The sequence below is a fragment of the Microbacterium sp. NPDC012755 genome, assembly GCF_042901325.1.
Classification (GTDB): domain Bacteria; phylum Actinomycetota; class Actinomycetes; order Actinomycetales; family Microbacteriaceae; genus Microbacterium; species Microbacterium natoriense.
In genome coordinates this window covers 1,160,948-1,177,062 of sequence record NZ_JBIBCT010000001.1, presented here as the reverse complement: position 1 = coordinate 1,177,062, position 16,115 = coordinate 1,160,948, and the positions used below count along the sequence as shown (strand labels likewise).

At 68.5% G+C, this 16,115-nt stretch carries 18 protein-coding genes; 11 read left to right on the top strand and 7 right to left on the bottom strand.

Annotated features, from left to right (window positions below; genetic code table 11):
* Nucleotides 1-30 precede the first annotated feature (30 nt).
* The 6 genes from ACFY5A_RS05610 to pknB are packed head-to-tail and all read left to right on the top strand — an operon-like array spanning nt 31 to nt 8,171.
* Nucleotides 31-546 (top strand): FHA domain-containing protein, encoded by a 516-nt coding sequence (locus ACFY5A_RS05610; protein WP_105673428.1) that lies wholly within the window; start codon nt 31-33, stop codon nt 544-546.
* Between the two features lie 7 nt (nt 547-553).
* Nucleotides 554-1,846 (top strand): protein phosphatase 2C domain-containing protein, encoded by a 1,293-nt coding sequence (locus ACFY5A_RS05605; protein ID WP_341940765.1) that lies wholly within the window; start codon nt 554-556, stop codon nt 1,844-1,846.
* A complete protein-coding gene (locus tag ACFY5A_RS05600; protein ID WP_105673426.1) occupies nt 1,843-3,228 on the top strand; it encodes an FtsW/RodA/SpoVE family cell cycle protein in 1,386 nt (461 codons plus the stop codon). Before ACFY5A_RS05605 ends, ACFY5A_RS05600 begins: the two co-directional genes overlap by 4 nt.
* Nucleotides 3,225-4,682, top strand: a complete 1,458-nt coding sequence (locus tag ACFY5A_RS05595; protein ID WP_387232277.1) for a peptidoglycan D,D-transpeptidase FtsI family protein — start codon at nt 3,225-3,227, stop codon at nt 4,680-4,682. The genes ACFY5A_RS05600 and ACFY5A_RS05595 overlap by 4 nt, the downstream gene beginning before the upstream one ends.
* Entirely contained in the window at nt 4,679-6,421 is a 1,743-nt protein-coding gene (locus tag ACFY5A_RS05590; protein ID WP_387232275.1) for a serine/threonine-protein kinase, read from the top strand. Before ACFY5A_RS05595 ends, ACFY5A_RS05590 begins: the two co-directional genes overlap by 4 nt.
* A 58-nt stretch (nt 6,422-6,479) precedes the next feature.
* Nucleotides 6,480-8,171 carry a Stk1 family PASTA domain-containing Ser/Thr kinase gene (gene pknB / locus ACFY5A_RS05585; RefSeq protein ID WP_387232273.1) on the top strand — a complete coding sequence of 564 codons (1,692 nt, stop codon included), beginning with the start codon at nt 6,480-6,482 and terminating at the stop codon, nt 8,169-8,171.
* A 51-nt stretch (nt 8,172-8,222) separates the two neighbouring features.
* Here the strand turns inward: pknB and ACFY5A_RS05580 are convergent, their stop codons facing one another.
* Genes ACFY5A_RS05580 through ACFY5A_RS05570 form a run of 3 tightly spaced genes read right to left on the bottom strand, consistent with a single transcriptional unit; the run spans nt 8,223 to nt 9,820 of the window.
* Nucleotides 8,223-8,858, bottom strand: coding sequence for an anthranilate synthase component II (locus ACFY5A_RS05580; RefSeq protein ID WP_387232271.1), 636 nt, complete (start codon nt 8,856-8,858; stop codon nt 8,223-8,225).
* The gene (locus tag ACFY5A_RS05575; RefSeq protein WP_146114275.1) at nt 8,855-9,010 is read right to left on the bottom strand and encodes a DUF4175 domain-containing protein; all 156 of its coding nucleotides are present in this window, start codon (nt 9,008-9,010) and stop codon (nt 8,855-8,857) included. Before ACFY5A_RS05575 ends, ACFY5A_RS05580 begins: the two co-directional genes overlap by 4 nt.
* Nucleotides 9,011-9,025: 15 nt before the next feature.
* Nucleotides 9,026-9,820 carry a class E sortase gene (locus tag ACFY5A_RS05570; RefSeq protein WP_341940771.1) on the bottom strand — a complete coding sequence of 265 codons (795 nt, stop codon included), beginning with the start codon at nt 9,818-9,820 and terminating at the stop codon, nt 9,026-9,028.
* 92 nt (nt 9,821-9,912) lie between these two features.
* Between ACFY5A_RS05570 and ACFY5A_RS05565 the strand changes: the two genes are divergently transcribed.
* Nucleotides 9,913-10,152: a cell division protein CrgA gene (locus ACFY5A_RS05565; RefSeq protein WP_105673420.1), complete on the top strand. Its 240-nt coding sequence runs from the start codon at nt 9,913-9,915 to the stop codon at nt 10,150-10,152.
* A 494-nt stretch (nt 10,153-10,646) separates the two neighbouring features.
* Here ACFY5A_RS05565 and ACFY5A_RS05560 read toward each other — a convergent pair whose 3' ends face one another.
* Both ACFY5A_RS05560 and ACFY5A_RS05555 read right to left on the bottom strand, forming a co-directional pair.
* Nucleotides 10,647-11,525 (bottom strand): rhomboid family intramembrane serine protease, encoded by an 879-nt coding sequence (locus ACFY5A_RS05560; protein WP_387232269.1) that lies wholly within the window; start codon nt 11,523-11,525, stop codon nt 10,647-10,649.
* Nucleotides 11,526-11,545: 20 nt separating this feature from the next.
* Nucleotides 11,546-12,103, bottom strand: a complete 558-nt coding sequence (locus ACFY5A_RS05555) for a peptidylprolyl isomerase (RefSeq protein ID WP_387232267.1) — start codon at nt 12,101-12,103, stop codon at nt 11,546-11,548.
* 106 nt (nt 12,104-12,209) lie between these two features.
* Here ACFY5A_RS05555 and ACFY5A_RS05550 point away from each other — a divergent pair, with 106 nt between their 5' ends.
* Both ACFY5A_RS05550 and ACFY5A_RS05545 read left to right on the top strand, forming a co-directional pair.
* On the top strand, nt 12,210-12,713 hold the full coding sequence (locus tag ACFY5A_RS05550; RefSeq protein ID WP_105673526.1) for a DNA helicase: 504 nt from the start codon (nt 12,210-12,212) through the stop codon (nt 12,711-12,713).
* A 61-nt stretch (nt 12,714-12,774) separates the two neighbouring features.
* Nucleotides 12,775-13,236, top strand: coding sequence for an aminoacyl-tRNA deacylase (locus tag ACFY5A_RS05545; RefSeq protein WP_181155854.1), 462 nt, complete (start codon nt 12,775-12,777; stop codon nt 13,234-13,236).
* 143 nt (nt 13,237-13,379) lie between these two features.
* On the opposite strand, the gene ACFY5A_RS05540 is transcribed toward ACFY5A_RS05545, so the two are convergent.
* On the bottom strand, nt 13,380-13,802 hold the full coding sequence (locus ACFY5A_RS05540) for an NUDIX hydrolase (protein WP_105673417.1): 423 nt from the start codon (nt 13,800-13,802) through the stop codon (nt 13,380-13,382).
* Between the two features lie 169 nt (nt 13,803-13,971).
* On the opposite strand from ACFY5A_RS05540, the gene ACFY5A_RS05535 reads away from it, so the two are divergent.
* Both ACFY5A_RS05535 and ACFY5A_RS05530 read left to right on the top strand, forming a co-directional pair.
* Nucleotides 13,972-14,418, top strand: coding sequence for a DUF1801 domain-containing protein (locus tag ACFY5A_RS05535; RefSeq protein WP_105673416.1), 447 nt, complete (start codon nt 13,972-13,974; stop codon nt 14,416-14,418).
* Nucleotides 14,419-14,609: 191 nt separating this feature from the next.
* On the top strand, nt 14,610-15,683 hold the full coding sequence (locus ACFY5A_RS05530) for a 3-deoxy-7-phosphoheptulonate synthase (RefSeq protein ID WP_341940773.1): 1,074 nt from the start codon (nt 14,610-14,612) through the stop codon (nt 15,681-15,683).
* 104 nt (nt 15,684-15,787) lie between these two features.
* Here ACFY5A_RS05530 and ACFY5A_RS05525 read toward each other — a convergent pair whose 3' ends face one another.
* Nucleotides 15,788-16,063, bottom strand: a complete 276-nt coding sequence (locus ACFY5A_RS05525; RefSeq protein ID WP_105673414.1) for a hypothetical protein — start codon at nt 16,061-16,063, stop codon at nt 15,788-15,790.
* Nucleotides 16,064-16,115 lie beyond the last annotated feature (52 nt).

Genomic DNA, 16,115 nt, shown 5'->3' with positions numbered 1-16,115 from the left:
CGCTCGCATCCCGGCGGGAGGGACGATCTGATGGCAGAGCTCCCTCTCCTCCTCCTGCGCCTGGGCTTCCTCCTCCTCCTGTGGTTCTTCGTGTTCGCCGTGGTCTACTCGCTCCGCGCCGATCTCTTCGGCGTGAAGGTGCGCAAGCTCCCCGCCGAGCAGGCCGCAGCCGCGGCATCCGCTGCTCCGGCGCCCGCACCCGCGGCGAAGCCGGCATCCGCGAAGCCCTCGACCGGCCCCGCGACGATCGCCACGGCCAAGCGCCTCGTGATCACGTCCGGTCCCAAGACCGGTCTCGAGCTCCCGCTGAACGGCGAGAGCCTGTCGATCGGCCGCTCCAGCGAGTCGTCTCTCGTGATCCGCGACGACTACACGTCGAGCCACCACGCGCGCCTCCTGCTGCGCGGAGACAACTGGGCGATCCAGGACCTCGACTCCACCAACGGCACCTTCGTCGGCGGCACGCGCGTGACCGGCTCCTCGGTGCCGCTGTCGCTCGGCACCCCCGTCAAGGTGGGCGCCACGACCTTCGAGCTGCGGGCCTGACGCGCGTATGGTCTTCGAGGGCTCGAGCGCCGCGATCTCCCACACCGGGAAGGTCCGCTCCAACAACCAGGACTCCGGATACTCCGGAGCCAACCTGTTCGTCGTCGCCGACGGCATGGGCGGACACGCGGGCGGCGACGTCGCATCGAGCATCGCGATCCAGCGCATGGAGCCCCTCGACCAGGCGTACGCCTCGACCGACGACGCGCAGGCGTCGCTGCAGGCCGCGGCCACGACGGCCGCCGGCGACCTGATCCGCGCCGCGAAAGACCGCCCCGAGCTCGCCGGACTCGGCACCACGCTCAGCGCGATCATCATGGTCGACGACTACGCCGTCATCGGCCACATCGGCGACTCGCGCATCTATCTCTTCCGCGACGACGCGCTGACGCAGATCACGGCCGATCACACCTTCGTGCAGCGGCTCGTCGACTCGGGCCGCATCACGCCGGAAGAAGCCCGCTACCACCCGCGGCGCTCGGTGCTCATGCGCGTGCTCAGCGACATGGACGCCGACCCCGAGCTCGACATGTTCGTCATGCACACCCAGCCGGGCGACCGCTGGCTGCTGTGCTCCGACGGACTCTCCGGCGTCGTCGACGAGACCCACATCCTCAAGGCGATGCGCCTCGGCATGGCTCCGGGCCGCACGGCCGACAGCCTCCTCAAGCAGGCGCTCGACGGCGGCGCGCCCGACAACGTCACGATGGTGCTCGTCGACGTCGGCGGACAGCACGCGATCTCGTCTGGCACGCCGACCATCGTCGGATCGGCCTCCAATCCGTCGAACATCGCGATCCCGGCCGCCCGTTCCGCGCTCAGCAACTGGCTGCACCCGGTGCGCCAGGCGGCGAACGAGCCGAGCCACTTCGAACCGGCCCCCGAGTACCTCGAGGAGCTGATCCAGGAAGACCGTCGGCGCGCACGTCGCCGCCGGTTCGGCTGGATCGCCGGGATGCTGCTGGTGCTCGTCATGCTCGGCATCGCCGCCTTCGCCGCCTACAGCTGGACCCAGACGCGCTACTTCATCGGCGCCGACGAGGACAGCGTCGTGATCTTCCAGGGCGTGCAGCAGAACATCGGGCCGATCACGCTGTCGACGCCGGTGCGCGACACCGACATCCTGCTCGCCGACCTGCCCGAGTACCAGCGCGCATCGGTGGAGCGCACGATCAACGCCCGCTCCCTGTCGGATGCCGACGCCATCGTCGCGCGCCTCCAGGCGGGAGCCGACGCGAACGCGATCCAGCAGACGCCCCTGCCCACTCCGATACCCACTCCGACGGAGGGCGCAGGATGAGCGTCGACGTCGCCGCTGATACCAGCGTCATCAAGGCGCTGCGCGGGATCCGGATGCCGCAGACGCAGCGCAACCGGGAGTTCTGGCTGCTGCTGTTCGCCATCGTCATCAGCGGCGCATCGCTGACCCTCGTGCAGCTCGGCGCCCTCGGCACGGTCGACCCGATGATCCTCGCGATCGGCGGCGGGCTCGCCGTGCTCGCGTTCGCCCTGCACTTCGTGCTGCGCGCCGTGGCCCGCGACGCCGATCCGTTCGTGCTCCCGATCGCCACGCTGCTGACCGGACTCGGCATCGCGATGATCTACCGGATCGACATCGCCAAGGCCTACACGGGCTGGGGAGCGTTCTCCACGAAGCAGCTCGCGTGGGCGGCGATCTCCCTCGCGGGGGCGATCGCCACCGTCATCCTGCTCCGCAACTACCGCGTGCTCTTCCGGTACACGTACATCTTCGGCCTCACCGGCATCGTCCTGCTGCTGCTGCCGTTCGTCCCCGGCCTGCGCATCCCCGACGCGAACGCGGCGGTGTGGGTGTCGCTGGGCGGCAACTTCGCCTTCCAGCCCGGAGAGCTCGCCAAGATCTGCCTCGCGATCTTCTTCGCCGGCTACCTCGTGCGCACGCGGGAGAGCCTGACCTCGGTCGGCACGCGCGTCCTCGGCATCACCTGGCCCCGCATGCGCGAGCTCGGACCGGTGCTCGTGGTGTGGGTGATCTCGCTCGGCATCATCGTGTTCCAGCGCGACCTCGGCACCGGAACCCTCATCTTCGGCATGTTCGTGGCGATGCTCTACGTCGCCACAGGGAAGACCAGCTGGGTGCTGATCGGCCTCGGCCTGGTGCTCGCCGGAGCCGTCGTCGCCACCCAGGTGCTCAGCTACGTGCACGGCCGGTTCATCAACTGGCTGTTCCTGTTCGATCCGAGCCAGGTGAACCCCGAGAAGGAGGGGTACCAGCCGATGCAGGGGCTGTTCGGCCTCGCCCACGGCGGGCTCATCGGCACCGGCTGGGGCCAGGGCCGCCCCGAGGTGACCCCGCTCGCGCACAGCGACTACATCATCACCAGCCTCGGCGAGGAGATCGGCCTGATCGGGCTGTTCGCGATCCTCTGCCTGTACATGGTGTTCGTGAGCCGCGGCATCCGCATCGGCCTCGCCGGTCAGGACGACTTCGGCAAGCTGCTCGCCACCGGGCTGTCGTTCACGATCGCGCTGCAGGTGTTCATCATGGTCGGCGGCGTGACCCGCGTCATCCCGCTCACCGGACTCACCACTCCGTTCCTCGCCGCCGGCGGCTCCTCGCTGGTCGCGAACTGGCTGATCGTCGCGCTGCTGCTGCGGATCTCGGATGCCGTGCGCTCCCAGCCGAGGACGGTGATCGGATGACCAAGGAGCTGCGCCGCCTCAGCATCGTCATGCTGTTCATGTTCATCTCGCTGTTCGCCGCGACCAGCTGGATCCAGGTCATCGACGCCGACGCGCTCTCCCAGAACGGCAACAACAAGCGCACTCGTCTGGACAGCTACGAGATCCAGCGCGGTTCGATCATCGTCGACGGGGTCGCCATCGCGTCGTCCGTGCCGAGCGACGACATGTACCAGTTCCAGCGCGTGTACACGGATGCCGCCATGTGGGAGCCCGTGACCGGCTACTTCAGCGCACCGCTGGACTCCCGCACCGGCATCGAGAAGGCCCTCAACGCCGACCTCTCCGGCACGGGCTCGAACGCGTTCTTCTCGGAGATCGAGCGGATCGTCAGCGGTCAGCCGCAGACCGGCTACAGCGTGAAGCTCTCGCTGAACACGGCAGCGCAGCGCGCCGCCTACGAGGGACTGCAGGGACTCAAGGGCGCCGTCGTCGCCATCGAGCCCAAGAGCGGACGCATCCTCGCGATGGTGTCGACGCCCGGCTTCGACACGAACCTCCTCGCCACGCACGATGCGGATGCCGCGAACGCCGCGTTCGCGCAGCTCGAGCAGGACCCGTCGAAGCCCCTGTCGAACCGCGCGATCGCGGGAGACCTCAACCCTCCGGGGTCGACGTTCAAGATCGTCGTGGCCGCGGCGGCCTTCGCGAGCGGCGACTGGACGCCGGAGTCGACGCTGCCGAACCCCGCGCGCTATCAGCTGCCCGGCTCCGACAACACGGTCTCGAACGCGTGGGGCGGCACGTGCGGCGGTGACGGCCCGACGGTGACGATCGCGGAGGCCGTGCGCCTCAGCTGCAACATCCCGATGGCGGAACTCGCCGTCGCCCTCGGCGACGACAAGATCCGCGAGATGGCCGAGAAGTTCGGCTTCAACCAGAGCTTCGACACCCCGCTCACCTCCACCCCGTCCAGCTACCCCCAGGGGCTCAACGACCCGCAGACCGCGCTCAGCGGTTTCGGTCAGGGCCAGGTCACCGCCACCCCGTTGCAGATCGCCATGGTGGCGGCTGGGCTCGCGAACGACGGAGTGGTCATGAACCCCCACATGGTGGATGCCGTGATCGGAAACGACCTGTCGGTCATCCGGTCGTACGACGACAGCGAGTTCGGTCGGGCAGTCGACGCGAGCGTGGCCGATCAGGTCACCGCCGCCATGGTGGCGAGCGTCGCTACGGGAGCGGCACAGGGTGCAAGAATAGACGGGATCGACGTGGCCGGTAAGACCGGTACCGCAGAGAACGGAAACAAGCCGCACACGTTGTGGTTCACCGGCTTCGCGCCGGCGGACGACCCCGCGGTGGCAGTTGCGGTCGTCGTCGAAGACGGCGGCGGAAAAGGGCAGTCCGGAAGCGGTGACACCATCGCCGCTCCGATTGCGAAGAAGGTCATAGAGGCGGTGCTGGGCAGATGAGACCGACGCAGGGTGTGTCGTTCGGTGGTCGCTACGAGCTGCAGTCGCGTATTGCGATCGGCGGCATGGGCGAGGTGTGGGAGGCGACGGATCACGTCATCGGACGCACCGTCGCGATCAAGATCCTCAAGGACGAGTACATGGGGGACCCCGGGTTCCTCGAGCGGTTCCGCGCGGAGGCGCGCCACGCCGCTCTCGTCAACCACGAGGGCATCGCGAGCGTCTTCGACTACGGCGAGGAGAACGGCAGCGCCTACCTCGTCATGGAGCTCGTGCCCGGCGAGGCTCTGTCGACCATCCTCGAACGCGACGGCGCGCTGAGCGCCGACAAGACGCTCGACATCGTCGCGCAGACGGCATCCGCTCTGCAGGCCGCGCACGCGGCCGGCCTCGTGCACCGCGACATCAAGCCGGGAAACCTGCTGATCACGCCAGACGGCCGTGTCAAGATCACCGACTTCGGCATCGCGCGCATCGCCGACCAGGTGCCGCTCACCGCCACGGGCCAGGTCATGGGCACCGTGCAGTACCTCTCTCCGGAGCAGGCCTCCGGCCACCCGGCGTCTCCGGCGACCGACACCTACTCGCTCGGCATCGTCGCGTACGAGTGCCTCGCGGGCAAGCGTCCCTTCACGGGCGAGTCGCAGGTCGCGATCGCGATGGCGCAGATCAACGAGCAGCCTCCGCCGCTGCCGCCGACCGTGCCGATCCCCGTGCAGAACCTCGTCATGGCGATGATCGCGAAGAAGCCGGCGGATCGCCCGTCGTCCTCCGCGACCGTCGCCCGCGCCGCACAGGCGCTGCGACGGGGCGACCTGAACTCGGCCGCCATCGCCGTTCCCGCCATCGCGAACGGCGGCATCGCCGACGACGCGACCCGGATGCTGACGGCATCCGGAGACGACGGCACGACGCGCATCCTGCCCACCACGGCGACCCTGCCCACCGGCGACGAGGTCGCCGAGGAGGAGGAGGCGAAGAAGAAACGCAGCCCCTGGACGTGGCCGCTGATCGCGCTCATCGCACTGCTCGTCATCGTCCTCGGTGGTGGACTCTGGGCGCTGTTCGGCCCGAAGGGCGGCGGAGACGCCGACCCGTCGAAGTCGCCTTCGACCTCGGCGAGCCAGACGCCGAAGCCCACGAAGACGCCGCCGACACCGACGCCCACGACGGCCCCGGTCGACGTCGCCTCTCTGGGCCTCATCGGTTTGAGCTGCGACGAGGCGATCGGGATCGCCACACAAGCGGGACTCGTCCCGTCGTGCGACGTGGGGACGACCCCCGCTCCCACTGCTGAACAGGTCGGCACGGTCGAGCAGGTCAGCCCCAGAGGTCTGCTGGAGCCCGGATCCGCGATCAGCATGACCGCGTACGCAGACCAGACGCCGATCGGCCAGCCCAAGAACGCTCCGACGTTCTCGGCCGCGACGACGATCATCGAGGGCGGCACGGCCACGCTGAACTGGACGAACTTCACGTGCCCGTCCGGCACCCCGAACCTGTCGTCCTACGAGGTCACCCTCACGAACGGCACGTTCACGGGCGGCAAGACGACGAGCAGCTTCGACCAGAACACGCGCAGCACCACGTTCACGGTCGACACCGGCAAGGCCGGTCAGGTCGTGACCGCGACGTATCGCGCGTTCTGCGGAGACCGTCCCTCCGACGTCTCGCCGCAGGGCCAGTCCACCGTGATCCTGCCCGCGGCGGAGACCGGCGGCAGCGATTCAGCAGGTTGACGGCTAGCGCATCGTAGGCTGAGAGCAGTTTCATCAGGTCGTATCAGGGGGTCAGTACGTGTCCACAGAGCCACGTGTTCTCGCGGGTCGGTACCGCGTCGACGAGCTCATCGGGCACGGCGGCATGGCCAAGGTGTACCGCGGCTATGACCTGACGCTCGGTCGCGACATCGCGATCAAGATCCTCGACCCCGAGCTGGCGCGCGACACGGCGTTCCGCACGCGGTTCCGGCTCGAGGCTCAGGCCGCATCGCGCATGTCGCACCCGTCGATCGTGCGCGTGTACGACGCCGGAGACGAGACCGAGGGCGACGGCTCGCTCGTCGTGCCGTACATCGTCATGGAGCTCATCAGCGGCACGCTGCTGAAGGACATCATCTCGGCAGGACCCGTACCCGTGGACGACGCGGTGCGCTACGCCGACGGCATCCTCGAGGCGCTGGACTACTCGCACCGTGCCGGTGTCGTGCACCGCGACATCAAGCCGGGCAACGTCATGGTCACCGACAAGGGCCAGGTCAAGGTCATGGACTTCGGCATCGCGAGGGCCGTGTCCGACTCGTCGTCGACCGTCGCCGAGACCACGCAGATCATCGGCACCGCCGCCTACTTCTCGCCGGAGCAGGCCAAGGGCGAGCCCGTCGACGCCCGTGCCGACCTGTACTCGACCGGCGTCGTGCTCTACGAGCTGCTCACCGGACGTCAGCCGTTCCGCGGTGAGTCCCCCGTGGCCGTCGCCTATCAGCACGTCAGCGAGACCCCCGTGCCGCCGACCGAGGTGAACGAGGACTCCCCCGGCGCCCTCGACCCGATCGTGCTCCGCGCCCTCGCGAAGGACCCGTATCAGCGCTACCCGGATGCCGCGCACTTCCGTGCCGCGCTCGACGCCGCCGTCGCGGGCCGTGCCCCGAGCCGCAAGGAACTCGGCGCGCTGACCAGCGAGCTGTACGGACCGAGCCCGAAGCAGGCGCAGGAGACCGCACGGTCGCTCCGCCAGCTCAGCACCGACACCACGATGGCCCGCACGCAGTCCGGACCGCCGGTCGCGTGGATCTGGGCCGGGGTCGCGCTGCTCGCCGTGCTCCTGGCATCCATCCTGTTCTGGGTGATCACGATCAGCCGTACCGACGACACACCTGTGACGGCGCGCACCGTGCCGAACCTCATCGATGTGGCCTCGGAGCGCGCTCAGGATGCGCTGAGCGATCTCGATCTGACAGCCAAGGTCGTGCTCGAATCGAGTTCCGAGATCGCCGAGGGCAACGTCATCCGCACCGATCCCAAGGCGGGGGTGGCCGTCGCCGAGGGCGACGAGATCACGCTCTACGTCTCGTCCGGCAAGGAGACGGTCGTCGTGCCGACCCTGAAGGGCCTGTCGCTCGCGGCCGCGAAAGACGCCCTGTCCGCCGCCGGCCTGCAACTCGGCACGGTGATCCAACGCAACGACAAGAGCCTCGCCGCTGACACGGTTATGGAGGCCAGCGAGAAGGCCGAGTCGGAGGTGGCCCCCAAGACCGTCGTGAACCTCGTGGTCGCGAGCGGTCGGGTCACGCTCACCGATGTCACCGGCTGGACCCTGGATGCCGCGAAGACGCAGCTCGAGCAGATCGGACTGACCCCGACGGGCGTCGAGCTCTCCGACTGCCCCGCGACGGATCCGCCGACGGTCGTCTCGATGTCCTCCGCGCCCGGTGACGTGGCCGTCGGCTCGCCGATCGAACTGCGCTACTGCACGGGCTCCGCGGGCTGATCGCGCTGCCATGACCGGTCGCTGAGCGAGCACACCTGCAGACGCGGCGCCTCAGCGCGAGGACTGCGGATGCAGCAGTTCGGCGCTGGCGACGGCATCCGCGTCGCCGATTGAGGAGAGCCAGTTCGCGAGCAGCCGGTAGCCGCCCTCGGTGAGCACGCTCTCGGGGTGGAACTGCACGCCGACGATCGGCAGCTCGACATGGGCGATCGCCATGACCGTCCCCGAATCGGCGTGCGCCGTCGCCCGCAGTTCACGGGGCAGTGCGGACTCCGCCACGGCGAGCGAGTGATAGCGCCCGACGTCGAACGGAGAGCGGATTCCGTCGAACAGCGCCGAGTCGTCGTGCACGACCGGCGACACCATGCCGTGCATGAGCTCCGGGGCCTCCGTGACCGGCGCACCGAAGGCCTCGGCGATGCACTGATGCCCGAGGCAGACGCCGAGCAGTGGCATCCCCGTCTTCGCGGCGATGCGCACGGCGTCGATCGACGCGCCGGCGTCGGCGGGCGCGCCGGGCCCGGGGGAGAGCATCACCCCGTCGAACGCGGGCATCAGCGACTCGAGCCCTACCGCGTCGACCGCGTCGGCCTCGATCATCTCGACGTCGGCGCCGAGCTCTCGCAGGTAGCCGACGAGGGTGTGCACGAAGCTGTCGTGGTTGTCCACGACGAGCACGCGCGTCATTCGACGTCGACCTCGCCCGGGGTGATGAAGGGGCTGACCCACGGGAACACGAACCAGAACAGCGCGTACAGGACGGCCGCGACGAGCACGAGCAGGATGAAGAGCCTCAGCCACCACGGACCGGGCAGCAGGCGCCAGAGTGCGGCGTACATGATTCCTCTCGTTCCCTACACCGACGGCGCGGCCGGGGGCGGCGGCGGATCGGTCAGAGCCTTGGGCGGACCCTCGGCGCGCGGCTGGAAGCTCTCGAAGACACCGTAGGCGACGATGCGCTCGGCGAGCGAGTACAGGGGGGAGCAGGCGGTCAGCGTGATGTACTGCTCTCCGGTCTCGACCCCGGGCACCTGCGGCACGTCGAGCAGCACGTCCGTCTGCGTCGGCTTGACGTACTCGAGCGTGCGGAAGCGGTAGGTGAACCAGCCGTCGGGCGTCTCGACGACGATCGCGTCGTTCAGCTGCAGCTTGTCGAGCTGGTTGAAGGGCTTGCCCCACGTGGTGCGGTGCGCGGCCATTGCGAAGTTGCCGATCTCACCCGGCATCTTCGAGTCGGTGTAGACGCCGATGCCGAGCTTGTCGAGGGTTCCCGCGCGGGTGGTGCCGCCGTAGATGCCCTTGTTGTAGTCGGCGCCGAAGCGCGGGATGTGCATCTGACCGAGCTGCTCGGTGTTCGCAGGCTTCGCGGGTACGACAGGCGCGTAGACGGTCGTGCCGTCATCCTTCTCCACGAGCGGCGGAAGCTCGGGAGCCGGCGCCTCCGCCCATTCCTTGGAGATCGCCGCGCCCTGATCGTTCTTCTCCGCGCTGATGATGATGTCGCCGATCCACATCTGCCAGGCGACGAAGAGCAGCACGAGGACGCCTGCGGTGAGCAGAAGCTCACCGAGCACGCTCGTGAACGTGGCGCGCGAGCGGGGACGGCGATGACGCCTGCGTCGCTCCCCCGAGACGACGGATGCACTCATGCCGCTGATACTATCCGTGATTCCTGTGCGGATGCCGCGCTCTCGCCCCCCGGATTCTCGGCGCTGCGAGGAGTCGTGGGTAGAATGACGGCATGGCACGAGACCGCAAGACAGAAGAACCCGAAGTGACGCGCGCCGAAGGCGACGCTGCGCCCAACGCGGTGTGGTTCAAGCCCGTGATGATCGGCTTCATGCTGCTGGGTCTGGCCTGGATCCTCGTGTTCTACATCTCCGGCATGGCGTTCCCGATCCCCGGTCTCGGCAACTGGAACCTGGCCATCGGCCTCGGCATCGCGCTGATCGGCTTCCTCATGACCACGCGGTGGCGCTGACCGCATCCTCTTCCTGAGAAGAAGGCCCCCTCGATGACGAGGGGGCCTTCTTCGTTTCCGCCCGCCCGAGCACGCAGCGCCGCCCGCATGCGTGTGCGTACCGACGCTGAGGAGTCACAAACTGCCGCATCCCGGCACGCAAACCCGACACTTCACGACCCCTCAGCCGATCTCCCCGCGCGAGCAGGCGAAGCGATGCGACCCCAGCGAGCGAGTGCAGCGATCCGTCCCCCGAGCGAGCACACAGATGTGACACGCCCTCTGCCCCGAGCGAGTGCAGCGATGCGACGCAAGGGCGCAGGGATGTTCCCGGAGCGAGCATCGGGAGGGGCCCGCCAGGCGGGAGGGATCCCGCTCTGCGAGCGAAGGGAACATCCCTGCGCCCGTCCCCCGCAGGACTCAGGAGTGAGAGTTATCCACAGATCTCTCCACAGCTGGGGAGAATTACACCGGTGTTATTCACAGGGGTTAACAACCCTGTTAACAACTCTCGATCAGGCGTTAAGAATCAATGGCCCTGCGATCAGTGCGGCAACGATCAACAGGATGGTGATAACTGCGAGGGAGACGATCTGCCAGACCCGCTGCTCGCGGCGGCGGGTACGGGTGTAGATGAACGCGATCAATGCTCCCGTGAGGAGACCCCCCACATGAGCTTGCCAGGCCACATTCGGAGCGAAGAAGCCGAAGACGAGGTTGATCCCGACGATCAGGAGGATGCCGGTGACGTTCGCACCGATGTGGCGGCCGATGATTAGCAGCGCAGACATCAAGCCGAAGATGGCACCGGAGGCTCCGACGGTCGATACTCCGGGCGCGATCAGCGCCACGACGACGGACCCGCCAAGTCCGCTGATGAGGTACATCGCCAGGAAGCGAGCACGACCGAGCATCGGCTCCAGTGTCTGTCCCAGCATCCACAGCGCGAGCATATTCAGCGCCAAATGGATGAAACCGCCGTGCACGAACAGCGCCGTGAGAAGGCGCCACGGTTCGAAGAGACGCGGATCGAGGAAGATGGAGTTGAAGAGAAGTGCGCCCTGGATCGGCCCGTTGAGGCCCGGGATGAGCTGCAGCAGCCCGATGAACGACGTGACCGCGAGGAGCGCGTAGGTCACGACCGGCCTGCCGCTGCGGGTGGCGGTCGCGATCGCGCCGCCTCCGCCCCAGCGCCGCGCAGCCTTCTTCTGCGCGGGGGTGCGGTTCTTGCGATCCTCTTTCATGCACTCGGGGCAGATGACCCCGACCGCGGCCTGGGTCTGGCACTCGGGGCAGACCGTGCGCATGCACCGCTGGCAGAGCACGAAGCTCTGCCGATCCGGATGCCGATAGCAGTAGTTGTCGCGATTGCTCGTGAACTCGGAGCTCGTCATCCGGATCGGCTCGCTCGGCGTCAGGCCGCGACGATGTCGATCGACTGCAGCACGACCGGCTCGATCGGGCGGTCGCCCGCTGCGGTCGGCACGGCGGCGATCGCGTCGACGACGGCCTTGGAGGCGTCATCGGCGACCTCGCCGAAGATCGTGTGCTTGCCCTGCAGCCACGGCGTCGGGTCGGTGGTGATAAAGAACTGCGAGCCGTTGGTGCCCTCGAGCTCGCCGGTGATGGCGTTGCGGCGCAGGCCGGCGTTGGCCATCGCGAGGATGTAGGGCTCGTTGAAGTTGAGCTCGCCGTTGATCTCGTCGTTGAAGTTGTAGCCGGGACCGCCGACGCCCTGACCGAGCGGGTCGCCGCCCTGGATCATGAAGTTCGGGATGATGCGGTGGAAGATGACGTCCTTGTAGAGGGGACCCTCGCCCGGCTTGCCGGTGGCGGGGTGCGTCCAGTCCTGGGTGCCGTCGGCGAGGCCGACGAAGTTCTTGACCGTCTTCGGAGCGTGGTCGCCGAAGAGGTTGATGACGATGTCACCGTGGTTGGTGTGGAGGGTTGCGACATGAGAAGCGTGAGCCATGCCCATATTCTCGCAGAGCTTCCGGTGAGTTTGCCCGGGTTTCATGCCGCTTCCAGCATGGCGTGGCAAGATGGTGAACCCGTACTCCAAACGACAGGAGAGCATCGTGAGCCTCAGCCGCAAGCGGAAGAAGGAACTGCGTCGTCTTCAGAACGACGCGAACCAGCTCTGGGAGAACCAGCAGGTGCTCGTCGGCCACGCCGCCGACGTCGCCCGTGAGGCCGGTCGTCAGCTCGGCAACTTCAATCGCGAGCAGGTGGTCCCCGTCGTTCAGGACACGTACAACCGTCGCGTCGCACCGGTCGTCGACCAGGGTGTGCGCTTCGGCAAGCACGTCGTCGACGACAAGGTCGTCCCGATCGTCGGCGGAGTCGTCGGCACCGCTCTGAGCGCATGGGATGTCGCGAACGCGAAGCGTCACGGCCTGAGCGCCCCGCGCGGCCGCGCCGTCGTCGTCACCGAGAAGAAGGGCCCGGGTCTCGGCTCGGTCGTCGCCCTGATCCTCGGCGCCGCGGCAGCCGTCGGCGTGCTCTACGCCGCATGGCAGGCGCTGCGCGCAGACGACGAGCTGTGGGTCGCCGACGACCCGCTGTCCGCTCCCGACGCGTGACTCGGACAGGTCGTTGAGCGAGGACGCCGCAGGCGACCGAGACGAAACGCCCCATTCCCGGGTGCGGGATGCCGCGGCATCCCGCGGTCTCGACATCGAGATCCGTGAGCGCCCGCAGGCGAAGAGCCTGTTCGAGGCTGCGGAGCTGCTCGGACTCGACCCTTCGGGGATCGTGAAGACGCTCGTCGTGAAGCGGTCGGACGACACCTACCTCTTCGCCCTGGTGCCCGGCGGCCGGTCGATCTCGTGGCCGAAGCTGCGCGCCGTCGTGGGCGTCAACAAGCTGCGCCTGCCGGAGCCCGAACTGGCTCTGGCCGCCACCGGATACGAGCGCGGCACGATCGTGCCCATCGGCAGCACCACGGACTGGCCGATCTACGCGGACGAGTCGATCGTCGGCCGACGCATCGCGATGGGTGCGGGCGCCCACGGCTACAGCCTGTTCGTCGAGGCCGATGACCTCATCTCCGCGTACGGCGCGACGGTCGCCGACATCACCGTGCCGGAGGAGCCGCGCGGCTGATCGGCGCGGGGAGTGCGTGTCGTCTCGCTGCGCTCGCTCAACGACGGGGGAAGGCACCACTGGTCGTTGAGCGAGGGAGCGCCAGCGACCGAGACGAAACGCCCCACCCGTCCGCGCGACCTCGGAAGGCGCTCACGACGGGGTCAGAGGATGCCGGCCATCCTCAGCGCGATGTCGACGAGCTTCACCCGCTGGAGCCCTGCGACGGCGTCACGGGGGAACCACTCCGCCATGTCGGTCGAGCCCTCGGTCTCGAAGCGCAGCTTGCCGCCGGTGACGCTCGCGCGGTAGACAATGCGCAGGGTGTGCAGCGGCGAGTCCGACTTCTGCACACGCTGGGTGGCGGGGATCACGCGGGAGTGGATGCCGAGCAGCTCGCCGACCTTGACGGAGTACCCGGTCTCCTCGCGGAGCTCGCGGCGCACGGCCGCCTCGGGGTCCTCTCCGGCTTCGAGTCCGCCGCCGGGCATGGTCCACGCGACGCGGCGTCCGTCGATCCAGCGCGCCAGAAGGATCCGGTCATCGTCATCGGTGACGACCGCGTATGCCGCGACGCGCATGTCCATGGCTCACACCCTATCCGCTCGTCGACCGGGCCAGCCGTGAGAAGTCGCACCCGCGACCTCGTCCGTCTGCGCACGCCTCGACCGCCTGCGTGATCGATCAGGAATCGAGAAGCGCAGCCCTCGTCGGCATCCCTACGCTGAGGTCATCACCGATCGAGAGGACACTCCCATGGCCGACAACGAGAAGAACTTCACCGCCGAGGAGCGCGACGCCATGAAGGCGGCCGCTGCCGAGAAGAAGACCGCGCGCTCCCGTGCGAAGAAGACGCCGGAGGAGGCTCGGGCCGAAGGGGAGGCCGACCTGCAGGCGGCGATCGCGAAGCTCTCCGACGACGATCGGGTGATCGCAGAGGGCCTGCACGCCCTGGTGTTCGAAGCCGCTCCTCACCTCGTGCCGCGGACCTATTACGGCATGCCCGCGTGGGGCAAGGACGGCAAGGTGCTCTGCTTCTTCCAGCCCGCGAGCAAGTTCAAGACCCGCTACGGCACGTTCGGCTTCGAGCAGCCCGCACAGCTCGACGACGGCACGATGTGGCCGGTGGCCTACGCCGTCCTCGAGCTCGACGAGGCCAACCGCTCGTTCCTCGCCGAGCGGATCCGCCTCGCGGCCGGATGACCTCTCCGCATGGGGTAGGGTCTTCTCCATGACCAATTGGTATGCGTATTTCGAGTCGGCTCTGGAGGGGCCGTCGCGACACTGACGCGTACCGACACCTTCAGAGCCGACAGGGCAGAGCATCCGCTCTGCCCTTCGCCGTTTCGGCGGGCTCTGCATCGGGTCCGCCCTTAGTGGACAGGACCCACCCCGTGAACGACACCACCACCGTCGACGCCACCGCCGACCTGCACGTCGCGAGCTTCACCACCATCCCCGCGCCCGGCGAGATCGCCGCGGAGCTGCCGGTGGGAGACGAGCGCTCCGCCCTCGTCTCGCGCACTCGCGACGAGGTTCGCCGCATCATGACGGGGGAGGACGACCGTCTGCTCGTCGTCGTCGGCCCGTGCTCGATCCACGACCCCGACGCGGGGCTGGAGTACGCCGGACGTCTGGTGCGCGAGGCCGAGAAGCACAGCGGGGAGCTGCTCGTCGTGATGCGCACGTACTTCGAGAAGCCGCGCACCACGGTCGGATGGAAGGGTCTGATCAACGACCCGCACCTCGACGGCAGCCACGACATCGAGGCCGGACTGCGGATGGCGCGGGCCTTCCTGCGCGATGTGACGGCGCTGGGGATGCCGTGCGCCACCGAGTTCCTGGAGCCGATCAGCCCGCAGTACACCGCGGACCTGGTGACCTGGGGCGCGATCGGTGCGCGGACCACCGAGAGCCAGATCCACCGCCAGCTGGCATCCGGGCTGTCGATGCCGATCGGATTCAAGAACGGCACGGACGGCGGACTGCAGGTCGCCCTGGATGCTGCGGCCGCGGCATCCGCTCCGCAGGCCTTCCTCGGGATCGGCGCCGACGGACGTGCGAGCCTCGTCACCACGACGGGCAACCCCGACACCTCGGTGATCCTCCGCGGCGGGGCGGACGGACCGAACTACGAGGTGGAGCACGTGCGGCGCGCGTCGGAGCGGCTGGCGGCATCCGGACTCACCGACAGGCTCGTGATCGACGCCAGCCACGGCAACAGCGGCAAGGACCACCTGCGCCAGGCCGAGGTCGTGACCGAGCTCGCCGCGCAGATCGCCGCCGACGGGCGGGCGATCGCCGGCGTGATGCTGGAGAGCAACCTCGTCGCGGGCGCCCAGAAGCTCGACGTCGCCGCCGGTCCTGCCACGCTGGTGCGCGGTCAGAGCGTGACGGACGCGTGCATGGGCTGGGACGCCACCGTCACGGCCCTCGCCGAGCTGGCCGCCGGGGTGCGAGCGCGCTGATCGGGTGCTCCCGCGGCCTGTTCCGGTCGCAGACCCGGTCGCGAACTGCGCAGATTCGGAACCCGGTTTGCGACCGGAGCATCCTGCGAGTCGAAGGAGAGGCGTCAGGCGACGCGCACGTTCAGGAGCTGCCAGCCCTCCGGCACCTTCGCGTGCAGGGCGTCGAGGTCGTCGGCCTGCACTTCGGTGACCTGGTCGCGGCGAGCGAACGTCCCGACGGACTTGAGCACCGCCGCCCCCTTGATCATCTCGACAGGGGAGGAGATCAGATCGAAGCCGGCGGGCCGGTGCGCCTCGAGCAGAGTCTGGATCTCGGCGAGGTCGGCGCCCTCCACCCGGACGGAGGTGGTTTCGACGGGACGCATCAGACCGATCAGCACCCTCTGATCCTACGTCGCGAGAACCACGGGGCCGCACCCGCCGCGCACCGTG

Bases quoted from the DNA above. Each gene is read 5' to 3' on its own strand.
- ACFY5A_RS05610 (WP_105673428.1), top strand. From the start codon at position 31: ATGGCAGAGCTCCCTCTCCTCCTCCTGCGCCTGGGCTTCCTCCTCCTC.
- ACFY5A_RS05605 (WP_341940765.1), top strand. From the start codon at position 554: ATGGTCTTCGAGGGCTCGAGCGCCGCGATCTCCCACACCGGGAAGGTC.
- ACFY5A_RS05600 (WP_105673426.1), top strand. From the start codon at position 1,843: ATGAGCGTCGACGTCGCCGCTGATACCAGCGTCATCAAGGCGCTGCGC.
- ACFY5A_RS05595 (WP_387232277.1), top strand. From the start codon at position 3,225: ATGACCAAGGAGCTGCGCCGCCTCAGCATCGTCATGCTGTTCATGTTC.
- ACFY5A_RS05590 (WP_387232275.1), top strand. From the start codon at position 4,679: ATGAGACCGACGCAGGGTGTGTCGTTCGGTGGTCGCTACGAGCTGCAG.
- ACFY5A_RS05580 (WP_387232271.1), bottom strand. From the start codon at position 8,858: ATGACGCGCGTGCTCGTCGTGGACAACCACGACAGCTTCGTGCACACC.
- ACFY5A_RS05575 (WP_146114275.1), bottom strand. From the start codon at position 9,010: ATGTACGCCGCACTCTGGCGCCTGCTGCCCGGTCCGTGGTGGCTGAGG.
- ACFY5A_RS05570 (WP_341940771.1), bottom strand. From the start codon at position 9,820: ATGAGTGCATCCGTCGTCTCGGGGGAGCGACGCAGGCGTCATCGCCGT.
- ACFY5A_RS05565 (WP_105673420.1), top strand. From the start codon at position 9,913: ATGGCACGAGACCGCAAGACAGAAGAACCCGAAGTGACGCGCGCCGAA.
- ACFY5A_RS05560 (WP_387232269.1), bottom strand. From the start codon at position 11,525: ATGACGAGCTCCGAGTTCACGAGCAATCGCGACAACTACTGCTATCGG.
- ACFY5A_RS05555 (WP_387232267.1), bottom strand. From the start codon at position 12,103: ATGGCTCACGCTTCTCATGTCGCAACCCTCCACACCAACCACGGTGAC.
- ACFY5A_RS05540 (WP_105673417.1), bottom strand. From the start codon at position 13,802: ATGGACATGCGCGTCGCGGCATACGCGGTCGTCACCGATGACGATGAC.
- ACFY5A_RS05535 (WP_105673416.1), top strand. From the start codon at position 13,972: ATGGCCGACAACGAGAAGAACTTCACCGCCGAGGAGCGCGACGCCATG.